At 38.0% G+C, this 25,052-nt stretch carries 21 protein-coding genes; 11 read left to right on the top strand and 10 right to left on the bottom strand.

The window, feature by feature from the left end:
- Window positions 1–347 precede the first annotated feature (347 nt).
- Window positions 348–1,067 (bottom strand): GntR family transcriptional regulator, encoded by a 720-nt coding sequence (locus A5849_RS10130; protein ID WP_002309645.1) that lies wholly within the window; start codon window positions 1,065–1,067, stop codon window positions 348–350.
- 127 nt (window positions 1,068–1,194) lie between these two features.
- Window positions 1,195–2,466, bottom strand: a complete 1,272-nt coding sequence (celB, locus tag A5849_RS10125; RefSeq protein WP_002309644.1) for a PTS cellobiose transporter subunit IIC — start codon at window positions 2,464–2,466, stop codon at window positions 1,195–1,197.
- 152 nt (window positions 2,467–2,618) lie between these two features.
- On the opposite strand from celB, the gene A5849_RS10120 reads away from it, so the two are divergent.
- The 4 genes from A5849_RS10120 (at window position 2,619) to A5849_RS10105 (ending at window position 5,757) form a co-directional block, all read left to right on the top strand.
- Complete coding sequence (locus tag A5849_RS10120; protein WP_002309643.1) at window positions 2,619–4,016, top strand: glycoside hydrolase family 1 protein; 1,398 nt, start codon at window positions 2,619–2,621, stop codon at window positions 4,014–4,016.
- An 80-nt stretch (window positions 4,017–4,096) separates the two neighbouring features.
- Window positions 4,097–4,537, top strand: coding sequence for a universal stress protein (locus tag A5849_RS10115; protein ID WP_002289467.1), 441 nt, complete (start codon window positions 4,097–4,099; stop codon window positions 4,535–4,537).
- Window positions 4,538–4,680: 143 nt separating this feature from the next.
- A complete protein-coding gene (locus A5849_RS10110; protein WP_002291828.1) occupies window positions 4,681–5,007 on the top strand; it encodes a PadR family transcriptional regulator in 327 nt (108 codons plus the stop codon).
- The gene (locus A5849_RS10105) at window positions 5,008–5,757 is read left to right on the top strand and encodes a permease prefix domain 1-containing protein (protein ID WP_002313902.1); all 750 of its coding nucleotides are present in this window, start codon (window positions 5,008–5,010) and stop codon (window positions 5,755–5,757) included.
- Window positions 5,758–5,917: 160 nt separating this feature from the next.
- Here A5849_RS10105 and A5849_RS10100 read toward each other — a convergent pair whose 3' ends face one another.
- Together A5849_RS10100 and A5849_RS10095 are read right to left on the bottom strand one after the other, a co-directional pair.
- Window positions 5,918–6,373, bottom strand: coding sequence for a Spx/MgsR family RNA polymerase-binding regulatory protein (locus A5849_RS10100; RefSeq protein ID WP_002316150.1), 456 nt, complete (start codon window positions 6,371–6,373; stop codon window positions 5,918–5,920).
- A 422-nt stretch (window positions 6,374–6,795) separates the two neighbouring features.
- Window positions 6,796–7,071 carry a hypothetical protein gene (locus tag A5849_RS10095; protein WP_002309639.1) on the bottom strand — a complete coding sequence of 92 codons (276 nt, stop codon included), beginning with the start codon at window positions 7,069–7,071 and terminating at the stop codon, window positions 6,796–6,798.
- A 294-nt stretch (window positions 7,072–7,365) separates the two neighbouring features.
- Between A5849_RS10095 and thiD the strand changes: the two genes are divergently transcribed.
- Entirely contained in the window at window positions 7,366–8,181 is an 816-nt protein-coding gene (gene thiD, locus A5849_RS10090; protein ID WP_002309637.1) for a bifunctional hydroxymethylpyrimidine kinase/phosphomethylpyrimidine kinase, read from the top strand.
- A 326-nt stretch (window positions 8,182–8,507) separates the two neighbouring features.
- Here the strand turns inward: thiD and cls are convergent, their stop codons facing one another.
- Complete coding sequence (gene cls / locus A5849_RS10080) at window positions 8,508–9,989, bottom strand: cardiolipin synthase (RefSeq protein WP_002316152.1); 1,482 nt, start codon at window positions 9,987–9,989, stop codon at window positions 8,508–8,510.
- Window positions 9,990–10,300: 311 nt separating this feature from the next.
- On the opposite strand from cls, the gene A5849_RS10075 reads away from it, so the two are divergent.
- Window positions 10,301–12,967: a cation-translocating P-type ATPase gene (locus tag A5849_RS10075; RefSeq protein ID WP_086310068.1), complete on the top strand. Its 2,667-nt coding sequence runs from the start codon at window positions 10,301–10,303 to the stop codon at window positions 12,965–12,967.
- A 424-nt stretch (window positions 12,968–13,391) separates the two neighbouring features.
- The gene (locus A5849_RS10070) at window positions 13,392–14,144 is read left to right on the top strand and encodes a class I SAM-dependent methyltransferase (RefSeq protein WP_002309632.1); all 753 of its coding nucleotides are present in this window, start codon (window positions 13,392–13,394) and stop codon (window positions 14,142–14,144) included.
- A gap of 22 nt (window positions 14,145–14,166) precedes the next feature.
- Here A5849_RS10070 and A5849_RS10065 read toward each other — a convergent pair whose 3' ends face one another.
- Complete coding sequence (locus A5849_RS10065) at window positions 14,167–15,321, bottom strand: hydroxymethylglutaryl-CoA synthase (protein WP_002309630.1); 1,155 nt, start codon at window positions 15,319–15,321, stop codon at window positions 14,167–14,169.
- Between the two features lie 184 nt (window positions 15,322–15,505).
- Here A5849_RS10065 and A5849_RS10060 point away from each other — a divergent pair, with 184 nt between their 5' ends.
- Together A5849_RS10060 and A5849_RS10055 are read left to right on the top strand one after the other, a co-directional pair.
- A complete protein-coding gene (locus tag A5849_RS10060) occupies window positions 15,506–17,947 on the top strand; it encodes a hydroxymethylglutaryl-CoA reductase, degradative (RefSeq protein WP_080491747.1) in 2,442 nt (813 codons plus the stop codon).
- Between the two features lie 159 nt (window positions 17,948–18,106).
- Window positions 18,107–19,474: a phosphatidylinositol-specific phospholipase C gene (locus A5849_RS10055; RefSeq protein WP_002345885.1), complete on the top strand. Its 1,368-nt coding sequence runs from the start codon at window positions 18,107–18,109 to the stop codon at window positions 19,472–19,474.
- A gap of 181 nt (window positions 19,475–19,655) precedes the next feature.
- Here the strand turns inward: A5849_RS10055 and A5849_RS10050 are convergent, their stop codons facing one another.
- The 3 genes from A5849_RS10050 to A5849_RS10040 form a co-directional block, all read right to left on the bottom strand.
- On the bottom strand, window positions 19,656–20,360 hold the full coding sequence (locus A5849_RS10050; protein ID WP_002344122.1) for a hypothetical protein: 705 nt from the start codon (window positions 20,358–20,360) through the stop codon (window positions 19,656–19,658).
- A gap of 185 nt (window positions 20,361–20,545) precedes the next feature.
- The gene (locus A5849_RS10045) at window positions 20,546–20,791 is read right to left on the bottom strand and encodes a hypothetical protein (protein WP_002309626.1); all 246 of its coding nucleotides are present in this window, start codon (window positions 20,789–20,791) and stop codon (window positions 20,546–20,548) included.
- 16 nt (window positions 20,792–20,807) lie between these two features.
- A complete protein-coding gene (locus A5849_RS10040) occupies window positions 20,808–21,659 on the bottom strand; it encodes an aldo/keto reductase (protein ID WP_002309625.1) in 852 nt (283 codons plus the stop codon).
- Window positions 21,660–21,824: 165 nt separating this feature from the next.
- Between A5849_RS10040 and A5849_RS10035 the strand changes: the two genes are divergently transcribed.
- Window positions 21,825–22,829, top strand: a complete 1,005-nt coding sequence (locus A5849_RS10035) for a nucleoid-associated protein (protein ID WP_002290131.1) — start codon at window positions 21,825–21,827, stop codon at window positions 22,827–22,829.
- A 196-nt stretch (window positions 22,830–23,025) separates the two neighbouring features.
- Here A5849_RS10035 and A5849_RS10030 read toward each other — a convergent pair whose 3' ends face one another.
- On the bottom strand, window positions 23,026–23,382 hold the full coding sequence (locus A5849_RS10030) for a YxeA family protein (protein WP_002309624.1): 357 nt from the start codon (window positions 23,380–23,382) through the stop codon (window positions 23,026–23,028).
- Between the two features lie 367 nt (window positions 23,383–23,749).
- Here A5849_RS10030 and tuf point away from each other — a divergent pair, with 367 nt between their 5' ends.
- The gene (gene tuf, locus A5849_RS10025; RefSeq protein ID WP_002289463.1) at window positions 23,750–24,937 is read left to right on the top strand and encodes an elongation factor Tu; all 1,188 of its coding nucleotides are present in this window, start codon (window positions 23,750–23,752) and stop codon (window positions 24,935–24,937) included.
- Window positions 24,938–25,052 lie beyond the last annotated feature (115 nt).

Below are 25,052 nucleotides of genomic sequence, written 5' to 3'. Positions count from 1 at the left end.
GAGGAGGAACGGATCAATAAAATAAAAAAACTTACGACTAGCTGTATCGATTTCAAAAAAACTAGCTTTAAAAAACTAACTTTAGAATCATTACGGGTGGTCATAAGTCTTTTTATGATTAGATGGAAACGAGCTTCTGAAAGTACTTGGTAAATGTTATTCAAAAGATTGTATCTGTGACAATCAATCGACTCAAAACTAAGCGGCTTTTTCACAACCTCTGATTCACGGTGTTCAAAAGCCAGTTTCTCGGTAGTAAGTCAAATTTATGCAAAAATGAGGAAAGCCATTTTCACAAAATTTTTCTTACTACTCGAAACTAAGCGACTTTTTCACAACCTCTTTGGTTAAGTTGAACGCACATCCAGCACAGAATAGTTCCGAACATCAAATCGGTTTCGGCTGGAAGAATATTCAATCGGCTGGCCATCTTTGAGATAGACGACTTGCTGAACTTCCAGTACAGGATCGTTTTCTGCACAGTTCAAATATTGCTGATCATATTCATCACTTTTATCTGCAGAAATAGCACGATAAGCCCCTGCAAAATGGACATTCAATTCTTGATGAAGATGATCATAGATAGAGGCTAACAAATGTTCTTTTTTTAAACCCGGCACAAGATGAACTGGCATAAAGGTATGCTCTAAAACATACGGCTCGCCATCTAAGATCCTTAACCGGTGAATATTGTAGACAGGTTGCTCGGCATCGATCATCAATCGTTCTTGGATATATTGATTAGGGAATTCAACATCAAAATGAATGATTTGACTCTTCAAAGAACGATTTCTGCGTTTCATTTGGAGGCTCAAACCTTCATACTCGTTAGCGGGCGATGTGTCTTTTTGCATGAATGGATGATTCAAAATTTTCGTTCCTGATCCTCGCTGCGAATAGACAAGTCCTTCCATCGCTAAGATATTGATGGCTTTTTTGATTGTCATCCGGCTCGCACCAAATTCTTTTACCAAGTCCACTTGATTAGGCAAAAAACTATCGGGAGGATACTCTTTTGAACGGATTCGTTCCCTTAAAATATTTGCGATTTCTTCGTATTTTGGCACGTTATTCACCTCTTCTAGAGTATAACGAAAGATTATGCTTCCGACAACTCGAAGTAGCATCTGGAACATTGTTTATTCGAAAAAAGAGGATATGACAAGTTTCTTGTCACATCCCCTTAATGATCCATTAAGCAATATCTAAATCTGGTTGTTTATCTAATACTTTCAAGAACGGGTACCAGATAAAGGCAACGATGATAAAGTCGATGACTTGCAGCATACCACCAAGCCATGAATTTGTTGCTAAGACACCGCTTGCAATGATTGGCACAGTCCATGGAACAGAGACGCCAGTTGGTGCAGGGACAAGTCCAGCAGCCATTACCAAATAATTGAACGTCGTTACGATTAGAGGCGCTACGACCCAAGGAATAAGGATTGTTGCATTCAATACGATTGGTAGACCAAAAATCGCTGGTTCATTTACATTGAAAATACCAGGTGCTAAAGCTAATCGACCAACATCACGATACTGTTTCTTTTTAAGAACAAAGGCCATCAATAAAACGACAGCTAAAGTCATTCCAGAGCCACCAATACCAACAGTGAAGGTTTCCATGAATGGTTTTGTGATGATGTGCGGTAATTCTTTTCCATGTTGATAAGCTTCTAAGTTATCAAGCATCAGTGTATTCCAAATCGGGTCCATTACAGAGTTGACGATGATTTGCCCGTGAAGTCCGAAGAACCATAAGAATTGGACAAAGAACAAAGCAATCAATGTTGCAGGTAAACTACTTCCCAAACCAGTTAATGGTTTTTGGATCACTTCATAAACGACATCATGTAAGTTAGCATTGAAAATACCAGTCATCACAGCGTTGATTACTAAGAAAACAGTTAGTGTGACTACAGCAGGGATCAAAGCGGCAAATGATTTTGTTACTGCAGGTGGAACTCCATCAGGCATTTTGATCTGCCAACCGCGTTTCGTGATTCTGCAGTAGATTTCTCCAGCCAAGAAAGCAGCGATCATTCCAATGAACATTCCTTTTGCGCCAAGACGATCAAGTGAAAGAACACCAGTTACATCTTCACCACCAACGGTTTTCATTGCAAAAGGCGTAAGAATCAAGAAGCTGGCAAAAGACACGGCACCACCGAAAATACCTTCAACGTCATAAGATTTTGATAAATAATAGCCGATACCAAAAGTAACAAAAACCGACATGATGCTCATTGTTGCATTTTGCCCATTACCGAATAAGTTCGATAAAGTTCCCTTTGTTGCGTCACTGAAAAAAGGCAAGTTATTGATAACGACAACAATCGAACCGAACATTGTTAAAGGGAAGGAAAGCATAAACGCATCCCGTAAAACTGTAAGGTAACGATTTTGCCCTAATAAATTAGCTAAGGGCATGATTTTCTCAGAAAGCTTGTCCATAAAACCGTTCATTTTTATTCACCTCAAATTTATTTGCAATCGATTACATACAAAGTATAACGCCGAATATTTTAAATGTCTAGTCATTTTTATAAAAAGTATTGATTTATTTTTTTAGGTTCGTTATGATTACGATATCAAGAAGAAAAGAGAGGAAGTACAAAATGAAAACCTACACATTTCCAGAAAATTTTTGGTGGGGTTCTGCTGCTAGCGGACCGCAAACAGAAGGAAGAGTAAGTAATGACGGGAAAGGAGAAAATATTTGGGATCATTGGTATACATTAGAGCCTGAAAAATTCTTTAATCAAGTAGGACCTGAAAAAACTTCGCAAGTTTACACAAAATACAAAGAAGATGTTCAGTTAATGAAAGAAACTGGCCATAACACATTTCGTACATCTATCCAATGGAGTCGTTTGATTCCAGAAGGGACAGGTGAAATCAATCAAAAAGCTGTTTCTTTTTATCGAGATTATTTTACTGAATTGCTGAACAATGGTATCGAGCCTTTTGTAAATCTTTACCATTTTGATATGCCACTGTCCTTGCAAGAAAAAGGCGGATGGTTATCAAGAGAAACGGTTGACGCTTATGTTTCTTATGCAGCCGCGTGTTTTGAATTGTTTGGAGACCTAGTCAAAAAATGGTTTACTCATAACGAGCCAATCGTGCCTGTAGAAGGAGGCTACTTGTATCAATTCCACTATCCAAATCATATCAATATGAAAGAAGCGGTCCAAGTAGGCTATCATGAGAATTTAGCAAGTGCAAAGGCAATCAAAGCCTACCATGAAGGTTGTCATGATGGTGAGATCGGAATCATCTTGAATCTGACACCAAGTTATCCGAGAGATGAAACGAACCCAGAAGATGTAAAAGCGGCGAAGATCGCTGACGCATTCTTCAACCGATCATTCCTTGACCCTGCAGTGAAAGGCGAGTTTCCACAAGAGTTGATCGAGATTGTCAAAACATTGGGGATAATACCTGACATTCATGAAGGAGACTTAGAACTCATCAGAGAAAACACAATTGACCTGTTAGGAATCAATTATTATCAGCCTCGTCGGATCAAAGCAAAAGAAACACCGATCAATCACGAACAAAGCCCCATGCCAGATGATTATTTTGATAATTACGACATGCCCAATAAAAAAATGAATCCATATCGTGGATGGGAAATTTACGAAAAAGGCATCTATGATATTTTAACGAATACAAGAGAAAACTATGGTAATATCAAATGCTATATTTCTGAAAATGGGATGGGAGTCGAAGGAGAAGAACGTTTTGTTAACAGCGAAGGCATGATTGAAGATGATTATCGGATCGAATTTGTGACGGATCATTTGAAATATGTCCATCAAGCAATCCAAGAAGGAACGAATTGTGTGGGTTACCACATGTGGACATGTATGGACAACTGGTCATGGACAAATGCTTACAAAAATCGCTATGGCTTTATCGCTGTTGACTTGGAACAAGACGGCAAACGCACGATTAAAAAATCAGGTCGCTGGTTTAAAAAGGTCTCTGAAAAAAACGGATTTGATGCCTGATATTTTTTGATAAAACGTTCACAAAATGTTTGTCCTAACACTGTAATCGTGCTACACTAACAGTGAAGGAGGCGTTTACAATGGTAGACACTTATCGCAATATTTTAGTAGCAATTGATGGTTCTGAAAAGGCAGAAAAAGCATTTCTTGAGGCAATCACGATTGCCAAACGAAATCAAGCAACGTTGCACATCCTGTATGTCAATGAAGTAACAGGCAATTACTTTGGTGATTTTGCATTTGTTACAACAAGCCTGCAGGAAGAATTGGATGAGGTTGCGGAAAATCAGATGAAAGAACATCGAAACTTGGCAATCGAAAAAGGCCTGACAGATATCGAGACATATGTTCTTTACGGTTATCCAAAGACACTGATCGCTAATTTCCATGAATCGAAAGAACCAATCGATCTGATTGTCATGGGGGCGACAGGTCTGAATGCGGTAGAACGTGCACTAGTAGGCTCCACTACTTCCTATGTAGTCAACCACGCATCATGTAACGTCATGGTTGTAAAATAAATTAAGGGAACAGAAAGCAAAAAAGCATAACGCTTCTTTTGCTTTCTGTTCCTTTTTATTTTTTGCAAAAAATTACTTTACCTGATGAAGTAATCATGCTATGCTGATTACAACGACAGATGGAGTAATATGGAGGAAAGAACATGATTTCAAGTGATGGAATACGCGGATACAATGATGCGATTATTTTATCGATCCTTAACAAAAACGATTCTTATGGATACGAAATTTCTAAAACGATCCGTGAGAGGACAAATGATTCCTATGTAATCAAAGAGACGACACTTTACTCCGTTTTTGCCCGTTTAGAAAAGAATCAATTGATTGTTTCGTACCCTGGTGAAGTGACCCATGGAAAAAAACGGACCTATTATAAAATCACTGAAATAGGACGTAATCTTTTAGAAGAAAAAAAGCAAGAGTGGCTGACGACGAAAGACGTGGTCGATCAATTTTTGGAGGGAAAGTAAATGGATACAATCCGTAACTATTTAGAAAGTCTTTTTATCGGAGTACCCCGAAGTACCGAGATAGAAAAGCTGAAAGCTGATCTGTTGGCAAATATGGAAGATCATTATCATGAATTAATGGGAGAAGGGAAAAATGAACAAGAGGCCATTGGTACAGTCATCTCGACATTTGGTTCAATCGATGAATTATTAGAAGAATTAGATGTCAAAAAAGAAAATCCAAGTCCCGAGACAGAATCAAATTCAGCTTTGATTTATTTAAGTGAAGCGGAAAACTACTGGAAAGAATACAGAGCAGCAGGTCTTCAAGTAGCGTCAGGTGTCCTATTCACTTGTTTATCCTTTGCAGGATTTCTGTTCTTTTGTTCAACAGGCTATGCATTCATGGGTGTTTCTTGTCTGATTTTCGGTATAGCATTAGCTGTCGGTTTTTTCATCGCTTCTGGTATGAAAATCACCCGCTTAAATCACTTTTTGTATAATAGAAAAATACCTGAAAAAGTATTAGCAGAAGCAAAAGAAAAAGAAGAAGCGTATCAGCGAAGTTTTGGCTTCTCGTTGATTGCAGGAATCGGATTATGTATTTTTTCACTTTTCCCACTTTTTGCTTCGATTTTGTGGTATATGGATGGTAGTATCGGTGCCTCTGGATTTTTTGTTACCGTAGGAACGGGTGTCTTTTTGATTATTTATGGCAGTCTTGTCCGTCATTCTTATCGTCAGTTCACTCAAAGCACTTATTCGTGGTAAGTGTGCGCAAATTTGAACACCGTGAGTCAGAGGTTGTGACAGAAGTAGTTAGCTACAAGAATTAGCTTCAAGAAATTTTGGCTTATTTTTCGTAGAAGCTACTTCTGGAACACTAGTTATTCGAAAAAATGACTGTGACACTTTTTTGTCACAGTCATTTTTATATAGAATAATTTAAAAATTCATCATCTAACTCCATAGAATTGTCTAAATCGCTTACCCACGTGAAATCGTTATAGACAGATTTGAGCTGGCTTCTGCGCCATTGAACAGGGATAAAAAGACGCATACTATCTTCATTGAACCCGACTAATAATTTTTTTCCGTCAGTAATGATAGGACGTTGCAACAAAGTAAAATGTGAGACGATTAAATCGACAAGTTCTGAGGTCGTACATTGGTCGATTTGATCTTTTAAATTTTTATAATCAATCGAGCGTTTAGCTAATAGATCGTCAAATCCGTTTTCTGTTAATGATAATAAATAAAAGATTTCTTTTCTGGTTAAAGGCTGTTTAGGCGTGAAAATTCGTTCTCTGTAAGGCATTTGATGGTCTTTCAGCCAATTTGCCATCAGATGGTAACTATGTGTACGAGAAGAATAGATCGTAAGCATAACAAAACTCCTTAAATTTTCCATTAATTTGTTCGATCTGTTGAGATAAATAATAGGTAAGGAGCTGAGCACAAGCGTGAAACAACCCAAACATCAATAGAAATAACTTTCTAAAGTCTTAAATTTGCGACGAGAAACAACTAGACTAATAGAAGGAATGTCTCAGCCATTTGGCTTCCTGTTTGTTTTTCTTGCTTATGCTGCAGCTCCTCGGGAAAGGGTTCTAACAATTTGAAGAAGGTTGATGATTGATCTAGTTTCAATTGTGTGAAATTTGAAATCTGGTGTTTTTACTAGATGAATCATCTAACAACTATGATTATAACTTATAGAACTGTTGTTTTGCATTCTGTTTTGTTATAGTTGTTATAAAGTTTTATTTTATTACAGAACCTATTTAGTTAAGAGCGTATAGTTAAAAGTTAAAATTGCTGATTCACATAGAGTTTATGACTTCTTGGAAATTCTTTTTCAATCAGTTTTTTCATCTGTTTATGAAATTCTTTTTTTTCAGTAAACATAAAGGTTTGGGTATCGTAACCTTCTTCATGTAGGAAATAGATTATTCCTTTTTCTGTGTTTTGCGTATAAGCTTTTATACTCCTGTCTTTTTTGAAAGAACAGATCGTATAGTTTTCTATTTGGTCTGGGAGACGTTTGATTTTCTTCAAAATGACTTTTTTATCCTCAAGTTTCATTTTTTCACCTGACTTTATTTTTTATCATATGGAAATCATAGCGCCATTGGTTATATGAAAACAAGAAGGATACTGAAATATATATAAATCGAATAGCGGGTATTTGTTATTAGAATAACTAGTCCAAATAAATGACAACTATTTTCTGATTTATTACAAATGTTTTTTCAAATAAATTTGATTACCAAGAAAAGGTAGTGGTATATTTACTGAGGGATACTTTGAAAAACATATGATAGAAACAGTAACAGCATCATGAAAAAATTTTTTTATAAAAATGGAGGGATTGATTTGATGGAAGAACAGTATGTACAAGCAATGACGATCGCAGGATCAGATAGCGATGGAAGCGCAGGGATGCAAGCAGATATGCATACATTCTTTACAAGAAGTGTTTACGGTGTTTCTGTCATGACCGCATGTGTTGCAGGAAATTCTTACGGAATCGGAGCAAGTGTGACCTTGCCAACCGATTTTATCGATAAAGAATTTGAACTGATTGCAGAGGACTTTCAAATACGTGCAGCTAAAACAGGTATGCTAGCAGATTCAAATTTGATTGAGACAGTTGTAAAAAATTATCAAAAATATGATTTTGGTCCATTAGTCGTGGATCCCGTGATCGTAACGAAACATGGAAATCTTTTACTAGAAGAATCTGCTTTACAAAGCTTGAAAGAAAAACTTGTCCCTTTGGCAGAAGTACTGACACCTAATTTTTACGAAGCAGAAAAGCTGACTGGACGGACATTAGCAACTGAAGAAGATTTTGTGCAAGCAGCAAAAGAACTGCAAGATATGGGTGCGAAAAACGTCATGATCAAAGGACATCATGCAAAAGATGCGCAGCAAGAAACAGTCAACGACTACGTATTGCTTGAATCAGGAAAATCATTTTGGCTGAATGCGCCATTTTATCCTACTGACCGGATCAATGGAACTGGCGATTCGTTATCTGCATGTATTGCAGCCGAATTAGCTAAAGGAAAAACAGTAGAACAAGCAATCCGATTGGCAAAAGACTATGTAAACCGTGCGATTCGTGAAGAAATAAACGTAGGGCATAAATATGGACCAATCAATCATTGGGCAGCCGGTGAATTAGAGTAAAAGAAAGAGGTTGTGAAAAAGTCGCTTAGTTTCGAGTATTAAGAAAAATTTTGTGAAAATGGCTTTCTACATTTTCGCATAAATTTGGCTTAATACCGAGAAACTGGCTTTTGAACACCGTTTACCAAGAGGTCGTGAGCCTGCCGTCCAGCTCCGAGTCATAAGGAACAAGTTCAAAAAACAGCTTCTCATGTTTGATGAATATTGTGACTTGTGATCGAGGAGTTGGCAGGAGACCACCGTTTATTCGGAAGAAGGGACTGTGACAAGATTTTTGTCACAGTCCCTTTAACCTTAGTATATTTTTCTCTACTTGAATGGAAAAATTATAAGATTGGAGAAAACAATCGAGAAATTTGTTGTTTGAATAACAGCCAGTTAGACATTTCCTTCACTGTTTCAGTTGTCATTGGTGAACAATGTGTCTCATCTTCTTTGAACTGAGTAGCAAGCTCTTCTAAAAACTCAGGATCGTAAATGACAGCACTTGTTTCAAAATTCAATCGGTAGCTACGAATATCTTGATTTGCTGAACCTACCATGCAGATTTCATCATCCATTATTAATGTTTTTGCATGGAGGAAGCCATTCTCATAGACAAGGATCTGTACATTTTCCTTGATGAGCTGACGAGCATAATATTGTGTTGCTCGATAAATAAAAGGATGATCCGGTTTATTGGGGATCATGATTTTCACATCGACACCAGAAGCAGTTGCGATTTTCAAAGCAGCAATGACACTTTCATCAGGAACGAGGTAAGGTGTCTGTATCCAAACACGTTTTTTAGCAGAAGTAATCAATTTGATAAACGAAAGCTTGATTTGTTCTCGTTCGTTATTTGGTCCGCTTGAGACAAGCTGGATGGACGTATCAGCAAGTTTGGATTCATCTCGATCGGCTTTTTTAAAGAAATAATTCAAATGATAGCCGACCTTTTTTTCTTCAGGCACTGAAACGTTCCAGTCTGTTAAAAAACGAAGTTGAAGCAAAGAAGAAGCGGCACCGAAAATTCGTATATGCGTATCACGCCAATAACCGAATTTTTTTGTCGTATTTACATATTGATTGGCAATATTGAAACCACCGGTGTAACTGATCTTTCCATCGATCACAACGATTTTTCGGTGATCATGGTAATTCAATCGGAAACGAAGCAATGCTTTTTGCGAGGTAACAAATGTATGGACATGTCCACCATTTTTGATTAGACGATTGAAATCTTTTGCTTTTGTGCCATGGGAGCCAAATGCATCATATAATATACGAACTTCTACGCCTTCTGCGGCTTTTTCTTCTAAAACGCGTAAGACTTGCTGACCGATATTATCTGTCACAAATGCGTAATATTCGATATGGATCGAATGTTTGGCTTTTTTTAGATCTTGAAGCAGTGAATCTAATTTCTTTTGTCCGTCTGTGAGAAGAGTGACAGAATTCATTCTTGTCAGCGGCATACGATTTAATGAAGAGAAGAAGTCGACAAATTGTTGTTTGTCTTTGTCGCCCATGTCAGGATCGTAATGTTCAATGGTATCTCCTCTAAAAGACTGAAAGTTTTCTAATTCTTTCAAGTCACTTTGTCGGAGATAGAATTTTTTCTTATCCGTTAATCCACGTCCGAAAAATAAATATAATACAAAACCCACCCCAGGAAGGGCAAACAATACTAAGAGCCATGCCCAAATAGCTGCTACATCTCGGGGTTTAATCAAGATCGCCACTAAAGCAATAAGTGCATTCAATAGATAAAGGGCGGATATAATACTAGATACCACAAAAATGTTCCTCCTTACATACAATAACATTAGTATAGCATGATAGAAGAAAGAAGCCTACCAAGGTGAATATACTTTTCACTCTTTTCATGAAAATGTAGGTAAATCGGGCTAAAGTAGTTGCTTTTTGTAGTTTAATAAGGTAGGATATTAGTACAGTTGAATATCTCCTTAGGGGAGTAACCGGCAACATTTTGTTGCGATAATATCAACAGTAAGTTAACCAAATGGTTTTCTGGTATTGTATGAAATGGTGAGACCTAAGACAAATGCGCATTTGTCTTAGGTCTCTTTTTTTTCAGACAGGACTAGGACCGAGATCAAAAAATGGGGGATGAAATTTGGAAAACAAGGAACAAGCACAACAAGCGGTCTATAAAGAAACGATCGATTCGTTGATGCAGCAAACGCAGAGCTCAACCGATGGATTGAGCACCACGCAAGCGAAGGAAAAATTAGAAAGAGATGGCTTGAACCAGCTAAAAGAAAAGCCGAAGAAGCCAACTTGGAAATTGTTCTTAGAAACCTTCAAAGATGCAATGGTTATCGTATTGCTGATTGTCGCACTTATTCAGATGGTCATGGGAGATTACATCGAATTCTTAGTTATTTTTGCAGTGTTGATGTTGAATTCTATCATCAGTGTTGTCCAAACAAAAAAAGCAGAAAGTTCTTTAGAGGCATTGAAAAATCTTTCAGCACCTGATGCTCGAGTGATTCGTGACGGTAAAGAAAAAACGATTCCGGCAAACGAACTTGTCGTAGGGGATATCGTGTTGTTAGACGCAGGCGATTATGTACCTGCTGATGGACGATTACTGGATGCAGGTTCATTAAAAGTAGATGAAGGCATGCTGACAGGAGAGTCGACTTCCGCAGAAAAAGAAGTAATGGATATCACAAGTACTGTTCCAATCGGTGATCGTACGAATATGGTATTCAGTGGAACAATCGTAACTTACGGACGCGGTAAATTCTTAGTGACTTCAACTGGGAACAATACGGAGATCGGACAAGTTGCTGGTCTTTTGGAATCAACAACTGAGCAAGTCACTCCGTTACAACGAGGTCTGGATAAATTCAGTAAAAAACTAAGTCTGGCTATTTTGGCATTATCTCTATTGATTTTAGGTATCCAATTGTTCCGTATTTATCTTGGAGAAGGTACAGAAGATATGACTGCAGATATCGTGAGTGCAGTGATGTTTGCCGTAGCCGTAGCCGTAGCTGCTATTCCAGAAGCATTACAGTCTATCGTAACAATCGTGTTATCTTTGGGAACGAATAAAATGGCGAAACGTCATGCCATTATCCGAAAACTTCCAGCAGTTGAGACACTTGGCTCGACAAGTATCATCTGTACAGATAAAACTGGTACATTGACACAAAACAAAATGACAGTTGTTGACTACTTTTTAGGGAATGGCGATACTGGAGATTTCACAAACGATCCTTCAAAGTGGACAGCTGACGAACGCCGTTTGATTGAAATCAGTGTCTTAGCGAATGATGCATCGATCAGTGAAGACGGTACTAAATTGGGCGATCCCACGGAAGTAGCGTTTATCGATTTTAGTGAAAAACTAAACCAGCCTTATCAGGAAATTCGAAACAACTACCCAAGACAAGCAGAACTTCCTTTTGACTCAGATCGAAAATTGATGTCTACTGGACACACGATCGATAACGAAAATTACTTATTTGTCAAAGGTGGACCAGATATCGTCTTCCAACGCAGTAAAAAAGTATTACTGAATGGCGAAGTTGTTCCGATGACGGATGAATTGATGAAAAAATTCCAAGAGCAAAATGAAGCTTTTTCAACACGCGCATTACGTGTACTAGCTTTTGCTTACCGTCCACTTGATAATTTTGATTTATCATTTGAAGATGAAGATGATTTGATCCTGGTTGGTTTGCTTGCTATGATCGATCCTCCACGTGCTGAAGTCACTCAAGCGGTGACAGAAGCAAGAAGTGCAGGAATCAAAACGATCATGATCACTGGTGACCACAAAACAACAGCTGTTGCTATCGCAAAACAAATCGGGATTTTTGAAGAAGGAAACTTAGCTCTGACTGGAACGGAATTAGATGAATTAACAGAAGATCAACTAAACGAAGTTTTAGAAAAAGTGACCGTTTATGCACGTGTTTCTCCTGAAAATAAAATCCGTATCGTTCGTGCTTGGCAAAATAAAGGTCATATCTCCGCTATGACAGGTGATGGCGTAAATGATGCACCAGCATTGAAACAAGCAGACATCGGGATTGCTATGGGAACTGGTACAGATGTGGCAAAAGATGCAGCAGCGATGGTATTGACGGATGATAACTTTGCTTCTATTGTCAGCGCAGTAGAAGTAGGACGTAACGTGTTTGATAATATCAAGAAAGCTATTTCTTATCTATTTGCCGGAAACTTAGGTGCGATCATTGCGATCATCTTTGCCTTAGTTGCTGACTGGTCCAATCCATTTACAGCATTACAACTGCTGTTCATCAATTTAGTCAATGACTCACTGCCAGCGATTGCATTAGGTACAGAAAAAGCAGAACCCGCTACGATGAACCGTCCGCCAAGAGATCCAAATTCAGGAATCTTTACGGACAAAACATTGATTTCTGTAACGTATCGTGGTGTACTGATTGGGATTGCTGTTATCTTCGCTCAATGGCTTGGCATGCAGCATTCACCTGAATTCGGTGTAGCTATGTCATTTTCAACATTGATTTGGTGTCGGACACTGCAAACATTCCCAGCACGTTCAAATACACAAACAGCTATCCAAGCAGGGTTCTTCTCTAACAGAAGTGTCTTACTAGCTGTAGTTGTATGTAGCGCGCTTTACTGCTTAACAATGATCCCAGGACTGAAAGAAGTCTTCTCTATCCCATCAGCATTTGGATTGACAGAAGTCTTTACATGTATGGGGATCGCTCTTGTGACAATCATCTTGATGGAAATCACGAAATTGATCATTGTACGAGTACAAGGAAATAAATAAAACGAATCAAGGAGGTAGTGACAGAAGTGGTCAGCTTCAAGAAATAAGAAGGAATGTACGAAAATTGCTTCTCAAATTTTTGTGGCATTTCGGCTTATTTCTGAAGAAGTTACTTCAGGAACACCGTGTATCAGAGGTTGTGAAATCAGCGTTCTGATCTGAGTATTAGAGAAACAAACGGAAAAATAGTTCCTCATATTTTGCCGTTTGTTGAGCTAATGCCGAGGGTCAGCTGATTGAACACCGTTTATTCGGAATAAGGGACTGTGACACGACGTTTGTCACAGTCCTTTTTTATTTATAATAGACGGAAAGTAAAACATTTTTTTATTCATCAAAAGAGATATAATAGATGAAAGAGGAGAACAATTTATTCTGAAAAGTGAAAACATCTAACAAAAATCAAAAAGTAAGAGGGATTCAAATGAATGAAAAAGAATGGGATGATTTTGCGGAAGAATATTATGAAATCCAGCAAGAATCACAAACAACTATTGCAGAAGATGTAAGAGAATATCTGAAGTCGGAGAAAGTCCTGCCTGCTGAAATAGTAGCAGATGTTGCCGGAGGATCTGGCAGATTTATTTCTTTAGCAAAAGAAGTTAATCACTACGATTTGATCGATTTTTCTTCAGGAATGCTAGCAAATGCAAAAAAAGAAGCAGAGAAAATTGACTTGTCAAATGTTTCCTTTATCAAACGATCATTAGAAGAATTTATCCAATCCAGTGAGACATATGAAGTGGTTTTTACAGCAGCGAACCCAGCTTTGACACATCCCAATCAATTAGAAAAACTGATGAAAAAGGCAAGCAAATGGTGCGTGATAATGAGAGTAGTGGAATCAATCGATGATATTTTTTATCCTATCGAAAAGCAACTAGGAATGATAGAAGAAGATCCTAATACAACCCCATTTATCATGGATCAATTTGAATCATATTTAATTGATAAAGGAATCAAAGTAAAGAAAAACGATTTTACTTATTTTGCACAGGAATCAATTACTGAAGAGTGGATGAAGATGTACTATGAAGATTACGCAAAAGATCCTGTTGTGACTAGATATATTCGCAAACTATTCAGTGAAAAACAAGAAATCATCAGTACGACTAGGTTGACCTATCGATTGCTTCTCTGGTCCAATGACAAAAAAAAATTCCCCCACATTTCGTGAAGGGATCTTTTTTATGCGTTTATTATATTTTGTAATAACGAATATCATTTTCAATTTTTGTAATCGAGAAAGGTACGTCTGATGTATATTCTGCGCTTTCTCCATGTTCAGGAAGCGATTCGCTGAAAATCATTTCATATTCGTCAACAGAGATTCGTTTTCGAGAATCCAGCATCTCTTGATGAGATTGTGCGAAGAGATATTCTTGATAGTTTTCCTCCAGATAACCTGTAAAAAATTCACTTACTGCACCAGAACCGTAGCTGAATAAACCAATGCGGTCTCCTGGCTGCAATGATTTCGAATTTTCCAGTAGAGAAGTTAGTCCAAGGTATAATGAACCAGTGTAAAGATTACCGATTCGTCGGCTGTAACGAATGCTTTCTTCATAGCGAGCCAGTAGCCGTTCTTGATTTCCTTCATCTGTTTGGTCTAATACGCTTTGCAATGCTTTTTTTCCCATCTTCGTATATGGGATATGGAAAGCAATCGCTTGATAATCTTCGAGTCCTCGACCCGATAATTCTTTATGTCGATTCCAAACTTTTTGGAACGATTCAATATACGTAGAATTAGACAAAGGTCCATCGACAACAGGAAATTCACTGTAATCTGGACGCCAGAAATCATAGATATCTTCTGTCAGAAATACGCTGTCGTCTTCGATCGATAAAATACGCGGATTTTGAGTGATCATCATCGCAACAGCACCGACACCTTGCGTCACTTCACCCCCGCTTGCCAAGCCGTAACGAGCAATATCACTTGCTATGACTAGTACTTTTCGTTCTGGATGATTTTTGACATATTCTTTTGCCATGTGCAAAGCTGCGGTGCCACCGTAGCAAGCTTCTTTTACTTCAAAAGAACGAGCAAAAGATTGGATTTTTAGTAAATGGTGGATAATTACCGCACTCGCTTTTGAATGGTCAATTCCGGATTCTGTTCCGACGATGACCATGTCGATTCGCTCACGGTCTTTTTCTGTCACGATCTTGCTGGCAGCATTTGCCCCTAGTGTAATGATATCTTCATTCGCACGATTGACTGCCATTTGGTCTTGACCAATACCGATATGATATTTTGCAGGGTCATCTCCACGGCTTTCTGCTAAATCTGTCATATCTAAATATAAATTAGGAATAAAAAAGGAAAGACGATCAATCCCTATTTTCATTTCAACACCTCTTTACTCATGATAAAAAACTTACTTTACTAAAGTATCATAAAAAGATTAAAAGAAATATAAAAAAGCGAATATTTAAGGATTGTTAAAATTTAATCTTAGAAAAAAACAACTGGAACAAGAGCTATTTGTTTTTATAGCAAAGAATGGTATATTTTTGTAGGAGGTGGCTTACTTGAAAGAAGTCGTAATGATAGATGCTGCAAGAACGCCAATAGGAAAGTATCGCGGAAGTTTAAGTTCATTTACTGCAGTTGAATTAGGCACACTTGTGACTAAAGAATTATTAGATAAAACAAAACTGAAAAAAGATAAAATAGATCAAGTAATATTTGGAAATGTCCTGCAGGCTGGTAATGGTCAAAATGTTGCTAGACAAATTGCTTTGAACAGCGGTATCCCAGTGGATGTCCCTGCAATGACAATCAATGAAGTTTGTGGATCTGGTATGAAAGCAGTGATTTTAGCACGCCAGCTGATCCAATTAGGTGAAGCAGAGCTTGTGGTAGCCGGCGGAACAGAGAGTATGTCACAAGCACCTATGCTGAAACCCTATCAGTCAGAAACAAATGAATATGGCGAACCAATTTCCAGTATGGTCAATGACGGATTGACTGACGCATTTTCAAATACACATATGGGATTAACCGCAGAGAATGTGGCAACTCAATTTTCTGTGAGCAGAGAAGAGCAGGATCGTTATGCCTTGGCATCCCAGTTGAAAGCAGCTCAAGCTGTTGAAGCTGGCGTATTTTCTGAGGAGATCATTCCGGTCAAGATTTCTGCTGAAGACGTGTTATCTGAGGATGAAGCAGTTCGTGGAAATAGTACATTGGAAAAATTGGGTACATTACGTACAGTATTCTCGGAAGAAGGAACAGTAACAGCAGGTAATGCTTCTCCATTGAATGACGGTGCCTCAGTGGTGATCCTTGCATCCAAAGAATACGCAGAGAATAATAATCTGCCTTATTTGGCAACCATCAAAGAAGTAGCGGAAGTTGGTATTGATCCAAGCATCATGGGAATCGCTCCAATCACAGCCATTCAAAAATTGACAGATAAAGCAGGAATAGCTTTACCAATGATCGATCTTTTTGAAATCAATGAAGCATTTGCGGCTTCATCTATTGTGGTCAATCGAGAACTACAGTTAGATGAAGAAAAGGTCAATATCTATGGAGGAGCAATCGCATTAGGACATCCAATTGGGGCAAGCGGTGCACGGATTTTGACCACGTTAGCTTACGGATTGCTTCGTGAGCAGAAGAGATACGGTGTTGCTTCATTATGTATTGGTGGAGGTTTAGGCTTGGCAGTCTTGTTAGAAGCGAATACGGAGCAAACACGTGAGGATTTGCAAAAAAAAAAGTTCTATCAGCTCACGCCATCTGAACGGCGCAGTCAATTAGTCGAAAAAGGTGTATTGACACAGGAAAATGCACTGATTTTTGAGGAACAAACACTTTCTGAAGAGCTCTCAGATCACATGATTGAAAACCAAGTGAGCGAAGTGGAGATCCCAATGGGCATTGCACAAAATTTCCAAATCAATGGCAAGAAAAAATGGATCCCGATGGCTACAGAAGAACCATCTGTTATTGCAGCTGCAAGCAATGGCGCAAAAATCTGTGGAGATATCTGTGCAGAAACACCTCAACGGTTGATGCGTGGACAAATCGTTCTATCAGGAAAATCGGAGTATCAAGCAGTGATCGATGCAGTGAATCATCGAAAAGAAGAACTGATTCTTTGTGCAAATGAAAGCTATCCTTCCATCGTGAAACGCGGGGGCGGTGTTCAAGATATCTCTACACGGGAATTTATGGGAAGTTTCCATGCCTACCTATCTATTGATTTTTTAGTGGATGTAAAAGATGCAATGGGTGCCAACATGATCAACTCGATTCTTGAGAGTGTAGCAGACAAATTACGGGGATGGTTCCCTGAGGAAGAGATTCTATTCAGTATTTTAAGTAATTTTGCTACAGAATCGTTGGCTTCTGCCTGTTGTGAAATTCCCTTTGAACGCTTAGGGAGAAGCAAAGAAATTGGTGAACAAATCGCTAAAAAAATCCAACAAGCAGGGGAGTATGCGAAGCTGGATCCTTATCGTGCAGCGACGCATAATAAAGGAATCATGAATGGTATAGAAGCTGTAGTAGCAGCTACAGGAAATGATACACGTGCGGTAAGTGCTTCGATCCATGCCTATGCGGCAAGAAACGGATTATACCAAGGATTAACAGACTGGCAGATTAAAGAAAATAAACTAGTTGGGAAGTTAACGGTACCTTTGGCTGTGGCCACAGTAGGCGGAGCTTCTAATATCTTGCCAAAAGCTAAAGTATCCTTAGCTATGCTAGATGTTGATTCAGCCAAGGAACTAGCACAAGTAATGGCTGCTGTAGGGTTAGCTCAAAATCTTGCTGCTTTGCGAGCATTAGTTACAGAAGGAATCCAAAAAGGACACATGGGGCTTCAAGCTCGTTCATTAGCGATCTCAATTGGGGCAGTTGGTGAGGAAATCGAGCAAGTTGCGCAAAAATTACGTGAAGCAGAAAAGATGAATCAGCAGACAGCTATACAACTATTGGAAAAAATTCGGGAAAAATAAAAGAACAATATCTTTAGAGGAATAAAGCAAGATTTGCAGTTATTTTAGTTACTGTAGATCTTGTCTTTTTTTCTTTTACGAGAAAAATGTGTTCATTGTTAAAATATATTTCTAGCTATAATTAGGTGTGCGCACAAAATAGAAAAGAATGGAGAACTTATGAATAAGAAAAAATTTACTGTACTATTGTGTATTTGTTTCGGTTTATTTTTACTAGGATATAAAACACCAATGTCTTATGCACATATAAATGGTGGAGATTGGTCGTCACGTACATATAATCGGTATTGGATGAGTGAATTAAATGATAATGTACGTCTTTCAGAATTATCTATTCCAGGGACCCATAATTCAGCAACAGGAACGTTCTCAGGTATAGCAAGTGGATACGTAAAGACACAAAGTATCGATATCCGCAAGCAGCTTGACAATGGAATACGTTTTTTAGATATACGTGCGCGTGCTATTGATGGTGCTTTTACGATGCATCACGACAGGTACTATCTAAACCAGAATTTCGGTGATGTACTTAATAAAACAGTGGCCTTTCTTCGTGACAATCCTGGAGAAGTAGTCTATATGAGATTGAAACAAGAATACAGTAGTGTAAATGACCATACATTCAACCATATTCTTAATACAAGATATTTACAAGATAGTCGTTGGAGAGATTACTTTTATTATGGAAATGCTAATCCGACTCTTAGAGAGACACGAGGAAAAATCGTCATTTTTTGTAATTTCTTGGGAAATAATGTCGGAATCCCTTATCCGTCAAGTTTTGATATACAAGACTATTGGAATCCAGTGAATCCAAATGATAAACGGTGGGCCGTCGAGCAACAATTCGACAAGGCACACCAAAGCAGAGGAATAAATGGTGTCAAATATATCAATTATCTAAGTGCAAATGGATTTTGGAATGGTGTATGGGGATACGCAGATGTAATCAATCATTTTTCTTTTTACCGGATAATAAATAGAAATATCAAACATACGGGAATCGTACCTATCGACTATCCAAGTGAGTGGCTCGTTAATTCCATCATCGATATCAATCATCGTTTATTGAAAGACCGTGAAAGCAAAGGGAAATACGATGGATATATCACTTCTATCCAATGTGAAGCAGATACCTCAAAAGTTGTGGATTGGAATCAAGGAAATAACAGAGGAATCATTTACCATAACGCTGGGAGTAGAAATCAAAAGTGGTACTTAGATTATGATGTTGCGAGTAAAGCATACATATTGCGAAGTCAACGTAACAGGGATCATGTGTTAGCAGAAAATAGTTCTTTTGGTATAGATGTAACGAACCAGCCAAGTATACAAAATCGTGCAAGATGGCGATTGTTATCGTCTGGGCTAGAGCATATGCTAGGAGATGTGTATTATTTGCAAAATGCTCATAGTAACCGAATACTAGAAGTAAGAGATGGCGTATACAACAATAATCAAGAATTGATTACTGCGCCAGTCGCTCATATACAAAGACAACGATTTGTGATCCATAGAGAAGATTGATAAAGAAAATCAATCATAGCGAATTCATTAATTGTTGATCATTAGTTATTTATTCAACGGAACGAAATAATAAAAAATACTATATGACTATAAAGAAACCGCTTGGCATTTGTTTAACCTACCAAGCGGTTTTTTATTCAACCAACGGATTAACTTCAACAGTTTCTACAGTTGAATGTTTCTATCTTTCCGTAATCGCTGTCGCTGAAAATTGTTCAATTAAAGGAATCAAAGCCAATTTGACTTTGTATTTTCGTTCAAGTGCTTTTTCGATGGCAAATTCATTTTCAGCAGTCATAGAAATAGTTGCTAACTTACGAGGTTCATCGGCATTTTTTTCATAAATAACTACTTCTTGTTCATTTTGTTCTGTGTAAAATTTAGGATACTCAGCAACAGCTTTTGAAAAATCAGCAAAACTTAAAGCGGCATTCGTATCAGTTGAGCGTGTATTTTCAGTTGTGTCCGCTTTTGGTTCTTCCACTTTTTCTTCTGGCACACTGACTGTTTCTTCTGTCACTGGTGTTGCAACGGCTTGTGCAGTTGGTTCATCGTTTTTCAAACGTTGATCATTCCAGTAAGATACGATCTCAATAAGAAGATTGTCACGGAATCGTTCGAAAATACCGTTTTCTCCTGAACGGATCCGCTTTAATACAGTATTGAAATTATCATCGATAGGCACATTGATTCGTGTATCTTCATTTGTTTTTCCAGCTAATCCGATCGTTAAGATTTGACGGTTTTTGGGATCAAGCATGACTTGTAATGGCAAACCATAACGTCTCAAGCTTTCATTTTCTAGAGAACGGAATAACTGTCCTCTTACACCATCCAATGAAGGACGGAATTGATTTAATAATTTTTGTTTCTGTTTTTTCTTCATATGTTCTCTCCTTCGCTCATACCCTTTCGATTATAAGAAAAAAAAAGCCAAATGAAAAGGAGTAATGCAAAAAAACTTGCGTATACGCAAATTACAACAGAAAAATTTGCTTATTTTTCCATTTTTTGAAAGAAAAATAAAAAAATGGAACAGGTTATGTGGATAGATAACCTGTTCCAATCTTTTTATTTTTTCGGTATCAAGGCAAAAATAGGTAACTCAGGTGAATAAATGACTTCATGTTCGTGCCAAGTTGTGACCATTAGTGAATGATTGAACCGTTTTTTCAGCTCTTCGATGATTTGATCATGTGTCCAGTTTCTTGCAGGGAAATGTTGGATCTTCTCTGCATCGATCAAAAAGACAAAATCGGAATGAAAAGTCTGAATGACGTCTTCCGAGAGAGAATTCAAGCGTTCGATTGGATCCATAAAATCACCTTTCGTCTTAGAATTGGGTAGTATCTGGGTCTTTTGCCTTGCCAACTACACCATCTAACTGATCAATTTGTTTCATTTCTTCTTCTGTCAATTCAAAATCAAACAGTTCAGTATTTTCTTTGATTCTGCTTGGTGTGACAGATTTAGGAAGAGGAAGGAATCCGTGTTGCAACGACCAACGTAAAGCGACTTGTGCGATCGTCTTGTCATGCGCTTCAGCGATTTGTTTCATTTCAGGGACATCGAAGATTTTACCAGTGCCTAATGGGCTATATGCTTCAAGGATCATCTCATGTTTTTTTGCATACTCAACTACATCTGGCTGCAATTCACCCGGTGCAAGGAAAACCTGATTGACCATTGGCATGATTTTTGCTGTTTTAGCAAGTGTATCTAGATGGTGGGGCAAGAAATTGCTCACACCGATTGCTTTGATTTTACCTGCTTCATACAGTTCTTCAAATGCACGCCATGTATCTGCGTTTGCTTGTTCCCAATTATCACGAAAAGCAACTGGATTTGGCCAGTGAATCAAGAACAGATCTACATAATCTGTTTGAAGTTTCTTTAATGATTCTTCAAAAGAAGACATCACAAGTTCATAACTGTGATTGGCATTCCATAATTTTGTTGTTAGGAAGATCTCTTTTCTAGGAATGCCACTTTCCTTAATCGCTTGGCCGACACTTTCTTCATTCTTGTATCCTTGGGCAGTATCGATATGGCGATAACCTGCAGCCAGTGCTTCTTTAACAGAGGAAACAGCGACATCCCCATCAGGTGTTTGCCATGTGCCGAATCCTACTACTGGAATTTCGTAACCATTTGATAGACGATACGTGCTTGTTAATGAATTCATACTTTCAGCTCCTTTTTTATTCGTTCATCTATAAGTTTAGCGCATTTTCCAAAAAAAAGAATCCATTTTGTTTCTACTATTGAAATTTTTGTTTAAAAGAAAATGATTTTGATTCTGGTATTTTTGATTTTTTTTCCGTAAACTAAGACAGAAGGGAATGAGGAAATGGATATCTATTTAAAAAAAGCAATCCTGCATATTATTGACAGAGAGACGGGTTCGCCGGTCTTTTCGCAAAAAGAGCTGGATCTGACAAAAGAATATATTCGTGATTTTCTTCAAAAGAAAATCCAAAAAATCTCTTCTGCCCAAACGAAAACTGGACAATTGGCAGAAGAAAGCATGATCGTTGAATCACTTAAAATCGCTCAAGAAAATTTTGTGGAAGCAAGTGAAGCAATCGTTCAGCGATGGTTCGATATTTACCAAGAAAGTGAAGAGGCGCCAAGTGCAGATGTATTTGTCGTTTTGTATGAATTAGATACAGTGATGTACTTATCTTTATTGAAAGTCAATTATCGTGAGGCTTATACGCATTTTGTTGAAGCAGACGAAGTAGGAATTGACAACCGTTTGATTTTGAACCGAGCAATACTAGGCGCGAAAACACAAAAAGCAGATGAAGCCTTCGCGGTGAACTTGTCCGATTGGACCTATGAATTGATTGAAAAAAAATATGAGTTTTCCGGTAAAAAAGAGCTTTATTTTTCTGGAAGAGTGATCGAAAGTGTTCCTGCACCTTCTTTAGAAGAAAATGTAAAAGTGATCCAAAAAGTAGCCAAGCATCTTGGAAAAAAATTCGAGACAGAAGAATTTGATATCATGGCTGATTTAAAAGAAGCTGTCTATGACACGATAGAAGAAAAAGGACGGTTGGATCATGAGATGATCGCAGAAAAAGTCTTCAAGGAAAACATTACGGCAAAACTGGCTTTTAAAGAAGAAGTACAGGAACAAGGGTTTGTCCCAGAAGCACCTCCTGTAAAAGAAGTACAAGAAATTTCTGAGAAAAAATTTGGAAAACAAAAATTTAAACTATCAAACGGAATCGAACTGATTGTACCAGTCGATGTATATCGCAACCCAGATTTGATTGAATTTGTGAATAATCCAGATGGTACGATATCTGTGATGATCAAAAATGTGGATGAAGTATTAAATCGTTTATAAAAGTGACTGGAACATTAGATGTTCAACTACCGATGTTTAGTTGAATGAATGGTCCATGAGAAGGATCTGAAAAGACGAATATAACAAAAAAAGAGCGTGAGACAAAAGTAAAGAACACTTTTGTCTCACGCTCTAAAAACGTATAAACGCTTCTGTCCCAGCCTCTTTTTATCTAATAAAATTTTAAGACCATCGATTATTGATCGATTTTTTCTGCCGCATTTTTAGGGACTTCAGAAGCTTTTATTTCTTCCCAGCTTAATACACCTTTACGAGGATTGACTTTGAGTTTAAGATACGCATTCATCTTTAATGGATGTTCTCTTTTTTCGCGAAGCGTCACTTGTTTTTTTTCTCCATCTTTATTATAAGCCGCTTGCTTGTAGGTATAAGTCGTGAATTTCTCTCCGTTATCTGCTTGGATAGCTGATATTTCGCCATTCGTCGTGATTTTTGTATAATAGGCTTCACCGCCGTAAAAATAATGATAAGCTGCAAAACTTCCGCCGAGAAAGATGCCTAAAACGACAAGTACGCCAATTAATTTTTTCATGTACTTCACCTCTCCTCTTATTATTAACGAAATAGAAGATTTCGTCTATTGAAAGTTGTTGGCGACAGCTGAATTTTAAACTTTTCCTCATTTTGTTCTTATTGCTTCAAAAGAAAGGTAAGGACTAGCTTGAAGCTTTTCTCAAAAAACACAATTTTTTATTTATAAAAGGTACTTTTTTCGTGTGTAAGATAGGCGAGTGCTCTTAGTTGACTTTGACCAATTTTGACGTATAATAAGCTTAGTTCGAATCTTACAAAAAGTAAGCCGGACGTATTCTTTTTGATTTATTCAAAAAAAGACTATAATAAAAAAGTGAGAGCTGAAATCCTTCAGTGATCTATATTATTTAGGAGGTTTGTAAATTATGGCAAAAGAACATTACGACAGAAGTAAACCACACGTTAACATTGGTACAATTGGACACGTTGACCATGGGAAAACTACTTTAACTGCTGCGATCACTACAGTATTAGGCAAAAAAGGCCTAGCAAATCCTCAAGACTATGCTAGTATTGATGCAGCTCCAGAAGAACGTGAACGTGGAATTACGATCAATACCGCACACGTAGAATATGAAACAGAAAAACGCCACTATGCGCATATCGATGCACCAGGACACGCGGACTATGTGAAAAACATGATTACAGGGGCAGCCCAAATGGATGGTGCCATCTTAGTCGTTTCTGCAACTGATGGTCCGATGCCTCAAACACGTGAACACATTTTGTTGTCACGTCAAGTTGGTGTAAAATACCTAATTGTTTTCTTGAACAAAGTAGATTTAGTCGATGATGAAGAATTGATTGATTTGGTAGAAATGGAAGTTCGCGAGTTATTGAGCGAATATGGTTTCCCAGGCGATGACACTCCTGTGATCAAAGGTTCCGCATTAAAAGCATTGCAAGGCGATCCCGATGCTGAAGCTGCTATTATGGAACTGATGGATACAGTGGATGAATATATCCCAACGCCAGAACGTGATACAGATAAACCATTACTATTACCAGTGGAAGATGTTTTCTCCATTACAGGACGAGGAACTGTTGCCTCAGGTCGTATTGACCGCGGTGCTGTTCGTGTCGGTGATGAAGTAGAGATCGTAGGGATCAAACCTGAAACACAAAAAGCAGTTGTCACAGGTGTAGAAATGTTCCGTAAAACGTTAGATTACGGGGAAGCTGGAGATAACGTCGGCGTACTGTTACGTGGTATCCAGCGGGACGATATCGAACGTGGACAAGTACTTGCTAAACCAGGTTCCATTACTCCACATACAAAATTCAAAGCTGAAGTGTACGTGTTGACCAAAGAAGAAGGTGGACGTCATACACCATTCTTTAACAACTACCGCCCACAATTCTACTTCCGTACAACTGACGTTACTGGAACAATCACGTTACCAGAAGATACAGAAATGGTCATGCCTGGTGACAATGTGACGATTGATGTTGACTTGATCCACCCAATCGCTGTTGAAAACGGAACGACCTTCTCGATTCGTGAAGGTGGCCGTACAGTAGGTTCAGGTATCGTTACAGAAATCGAAGCATAAGAAACGCGACTCGAATATTTTGGCAATGAAAAATGTTTAAAATGAAAAAGCGGTCAAAACAGAAATCATGTTTTGACCGCTTTTTTTGTTCTACAATTGTACAATAAGAGAGGGT

Origin of the sequence: Enterococcus sp. 10F3_DIV0382 (assembly GCF_002140245.1) — a bacterium.
GTDB lineage: Bacteria > Bacillota > Bacilli > Lactobacillales > Enterococcaceae > Enterococcus_B > Enterococcus_B lactis.
Note: the sequence above shows the minus strand (reverse complement) of the source record. Positions and strands in the feature narration are given on the sequence as shown.

Bases quoted from the DNA above. Each gene is read 5' to 3' on its own strand.
- celB (WP_002309644.1), bottom strand. From the start codon at position 2,466: ATGAACGGTTTTATGGACAAGCTTTCTGAGAAAATCATGCCCTTAGCT.
- A5849_RS10120 (WP_002309643.1), top strand. From the start codon at position 2,619: ATGAAAACCTACACATTTCCAGAAAATTTTTGGTGGGGTTCTGCTGCT.
- A5849_RS10115 (WP_002289467.1), top strand. From the start codon at position 4,097: ATGGTAGACACTTATCGCAATATTTTAGTAGCAATTGATGGTTCTGAA.
- A5849_RS10110 (WP_002291828.1), top strand. From the start codon at position 4,681: ATGATTTCAAGTGATGGAATACGCGGATACAATGATGCGATTATTTTA.
- A5849_RS10105 (WP_002313902.1), top strand. From the start codon at position 5,008: ATGGATACAATCCGTAACTATTTAGAAAGTCTTTTTATCGGAGTACCC.
- A5849_RS10100 (WP_002316150.1), bottom strand. From the start codon at position 6,373: ATGCTTACGATCTATTCTTCTCGTACACATAGTTACCATCTGATGGCA.
- A5849_RS10095 (WP_002309639.1), bottom strand. From the start codon at position 7,071: ATGAAACTTGAGGATAAAAAAGTCATTTTGAAGAAAATCAAACGTCTC.
- thiD (WP_002309637.1), top strand. From the start codon at position 7,366: ATGGAAGAACAGTATGTACAAGCAATGACGATCGCAGGATCAGATAGC.
- cls (WP_002316152.1), bottom strand. From the start codon at position 9,989: ATGTTATTGTATGTAAGGAGGAACATTTTTGTGGTATCTAGTATTATA.
- A5849_RS10070 (WP_002309632.1), top strand. From the start codon at position 13,392: ATGAATGAAAAAGAATGGGATGATTTTGCGGAAGAATATTATGAAATC.
- A5849_RS10065 (WP_002309630.1), bottom strand. From the start codon at position 15,321: ATGAAAATAGGGATTGATCGTCTTTCCTTTTTTATTCCTAATTTATAT.
- A5849_RS10055 (WP_002345885.1), top strand. From the start codon at position 18,107: ATGAATAAGAAAAAATTTACTGTACTATTGTGTATTTGTTTCGGTTTA.
- A5849_RS10050 (WP_002344122.1), bottom strand. From the start codon at position 20,360: ATGAAGAAAAAACAGAAACAAAAATTATTAAATCAATTCCGTCCTTCA.
- A5849_RS10045 (WP_002309626.1), bottom strand. From the start codon at position 20,791: ATGGATCCAATCGAACGCTTGAATTCTCTCTCGGAAGACGTCATTCAG.
- A5849_RS10040 (WP_002309625.1), bottom strand. From the start codon at position 21,659: ATGAATTCATTAACAAGCACGTATCGTCTATCAAATGGTTACGAAATT.
- A5849_RS10035 (WP_002290131.1), top strand. From the start codon at position 21,825: ATGGATATCTATTTAAAAAAAGCAATCCTGCATATTATTGACAGAGAG.
- A5849_RS10030 (WP_002309624.1), bottom strand. From the start codon at position 23,382: ATGAAAAAATTAATTGGCGTACTTGTCGTTTTAGGCATCTTTCTCGGC.
- tuf (WP_002289463.1), top strand. From the start codon at position 23,750: ATGGCAAAAGAACATTACGACAGAAGTAAACCACACGTTAACATTGGT.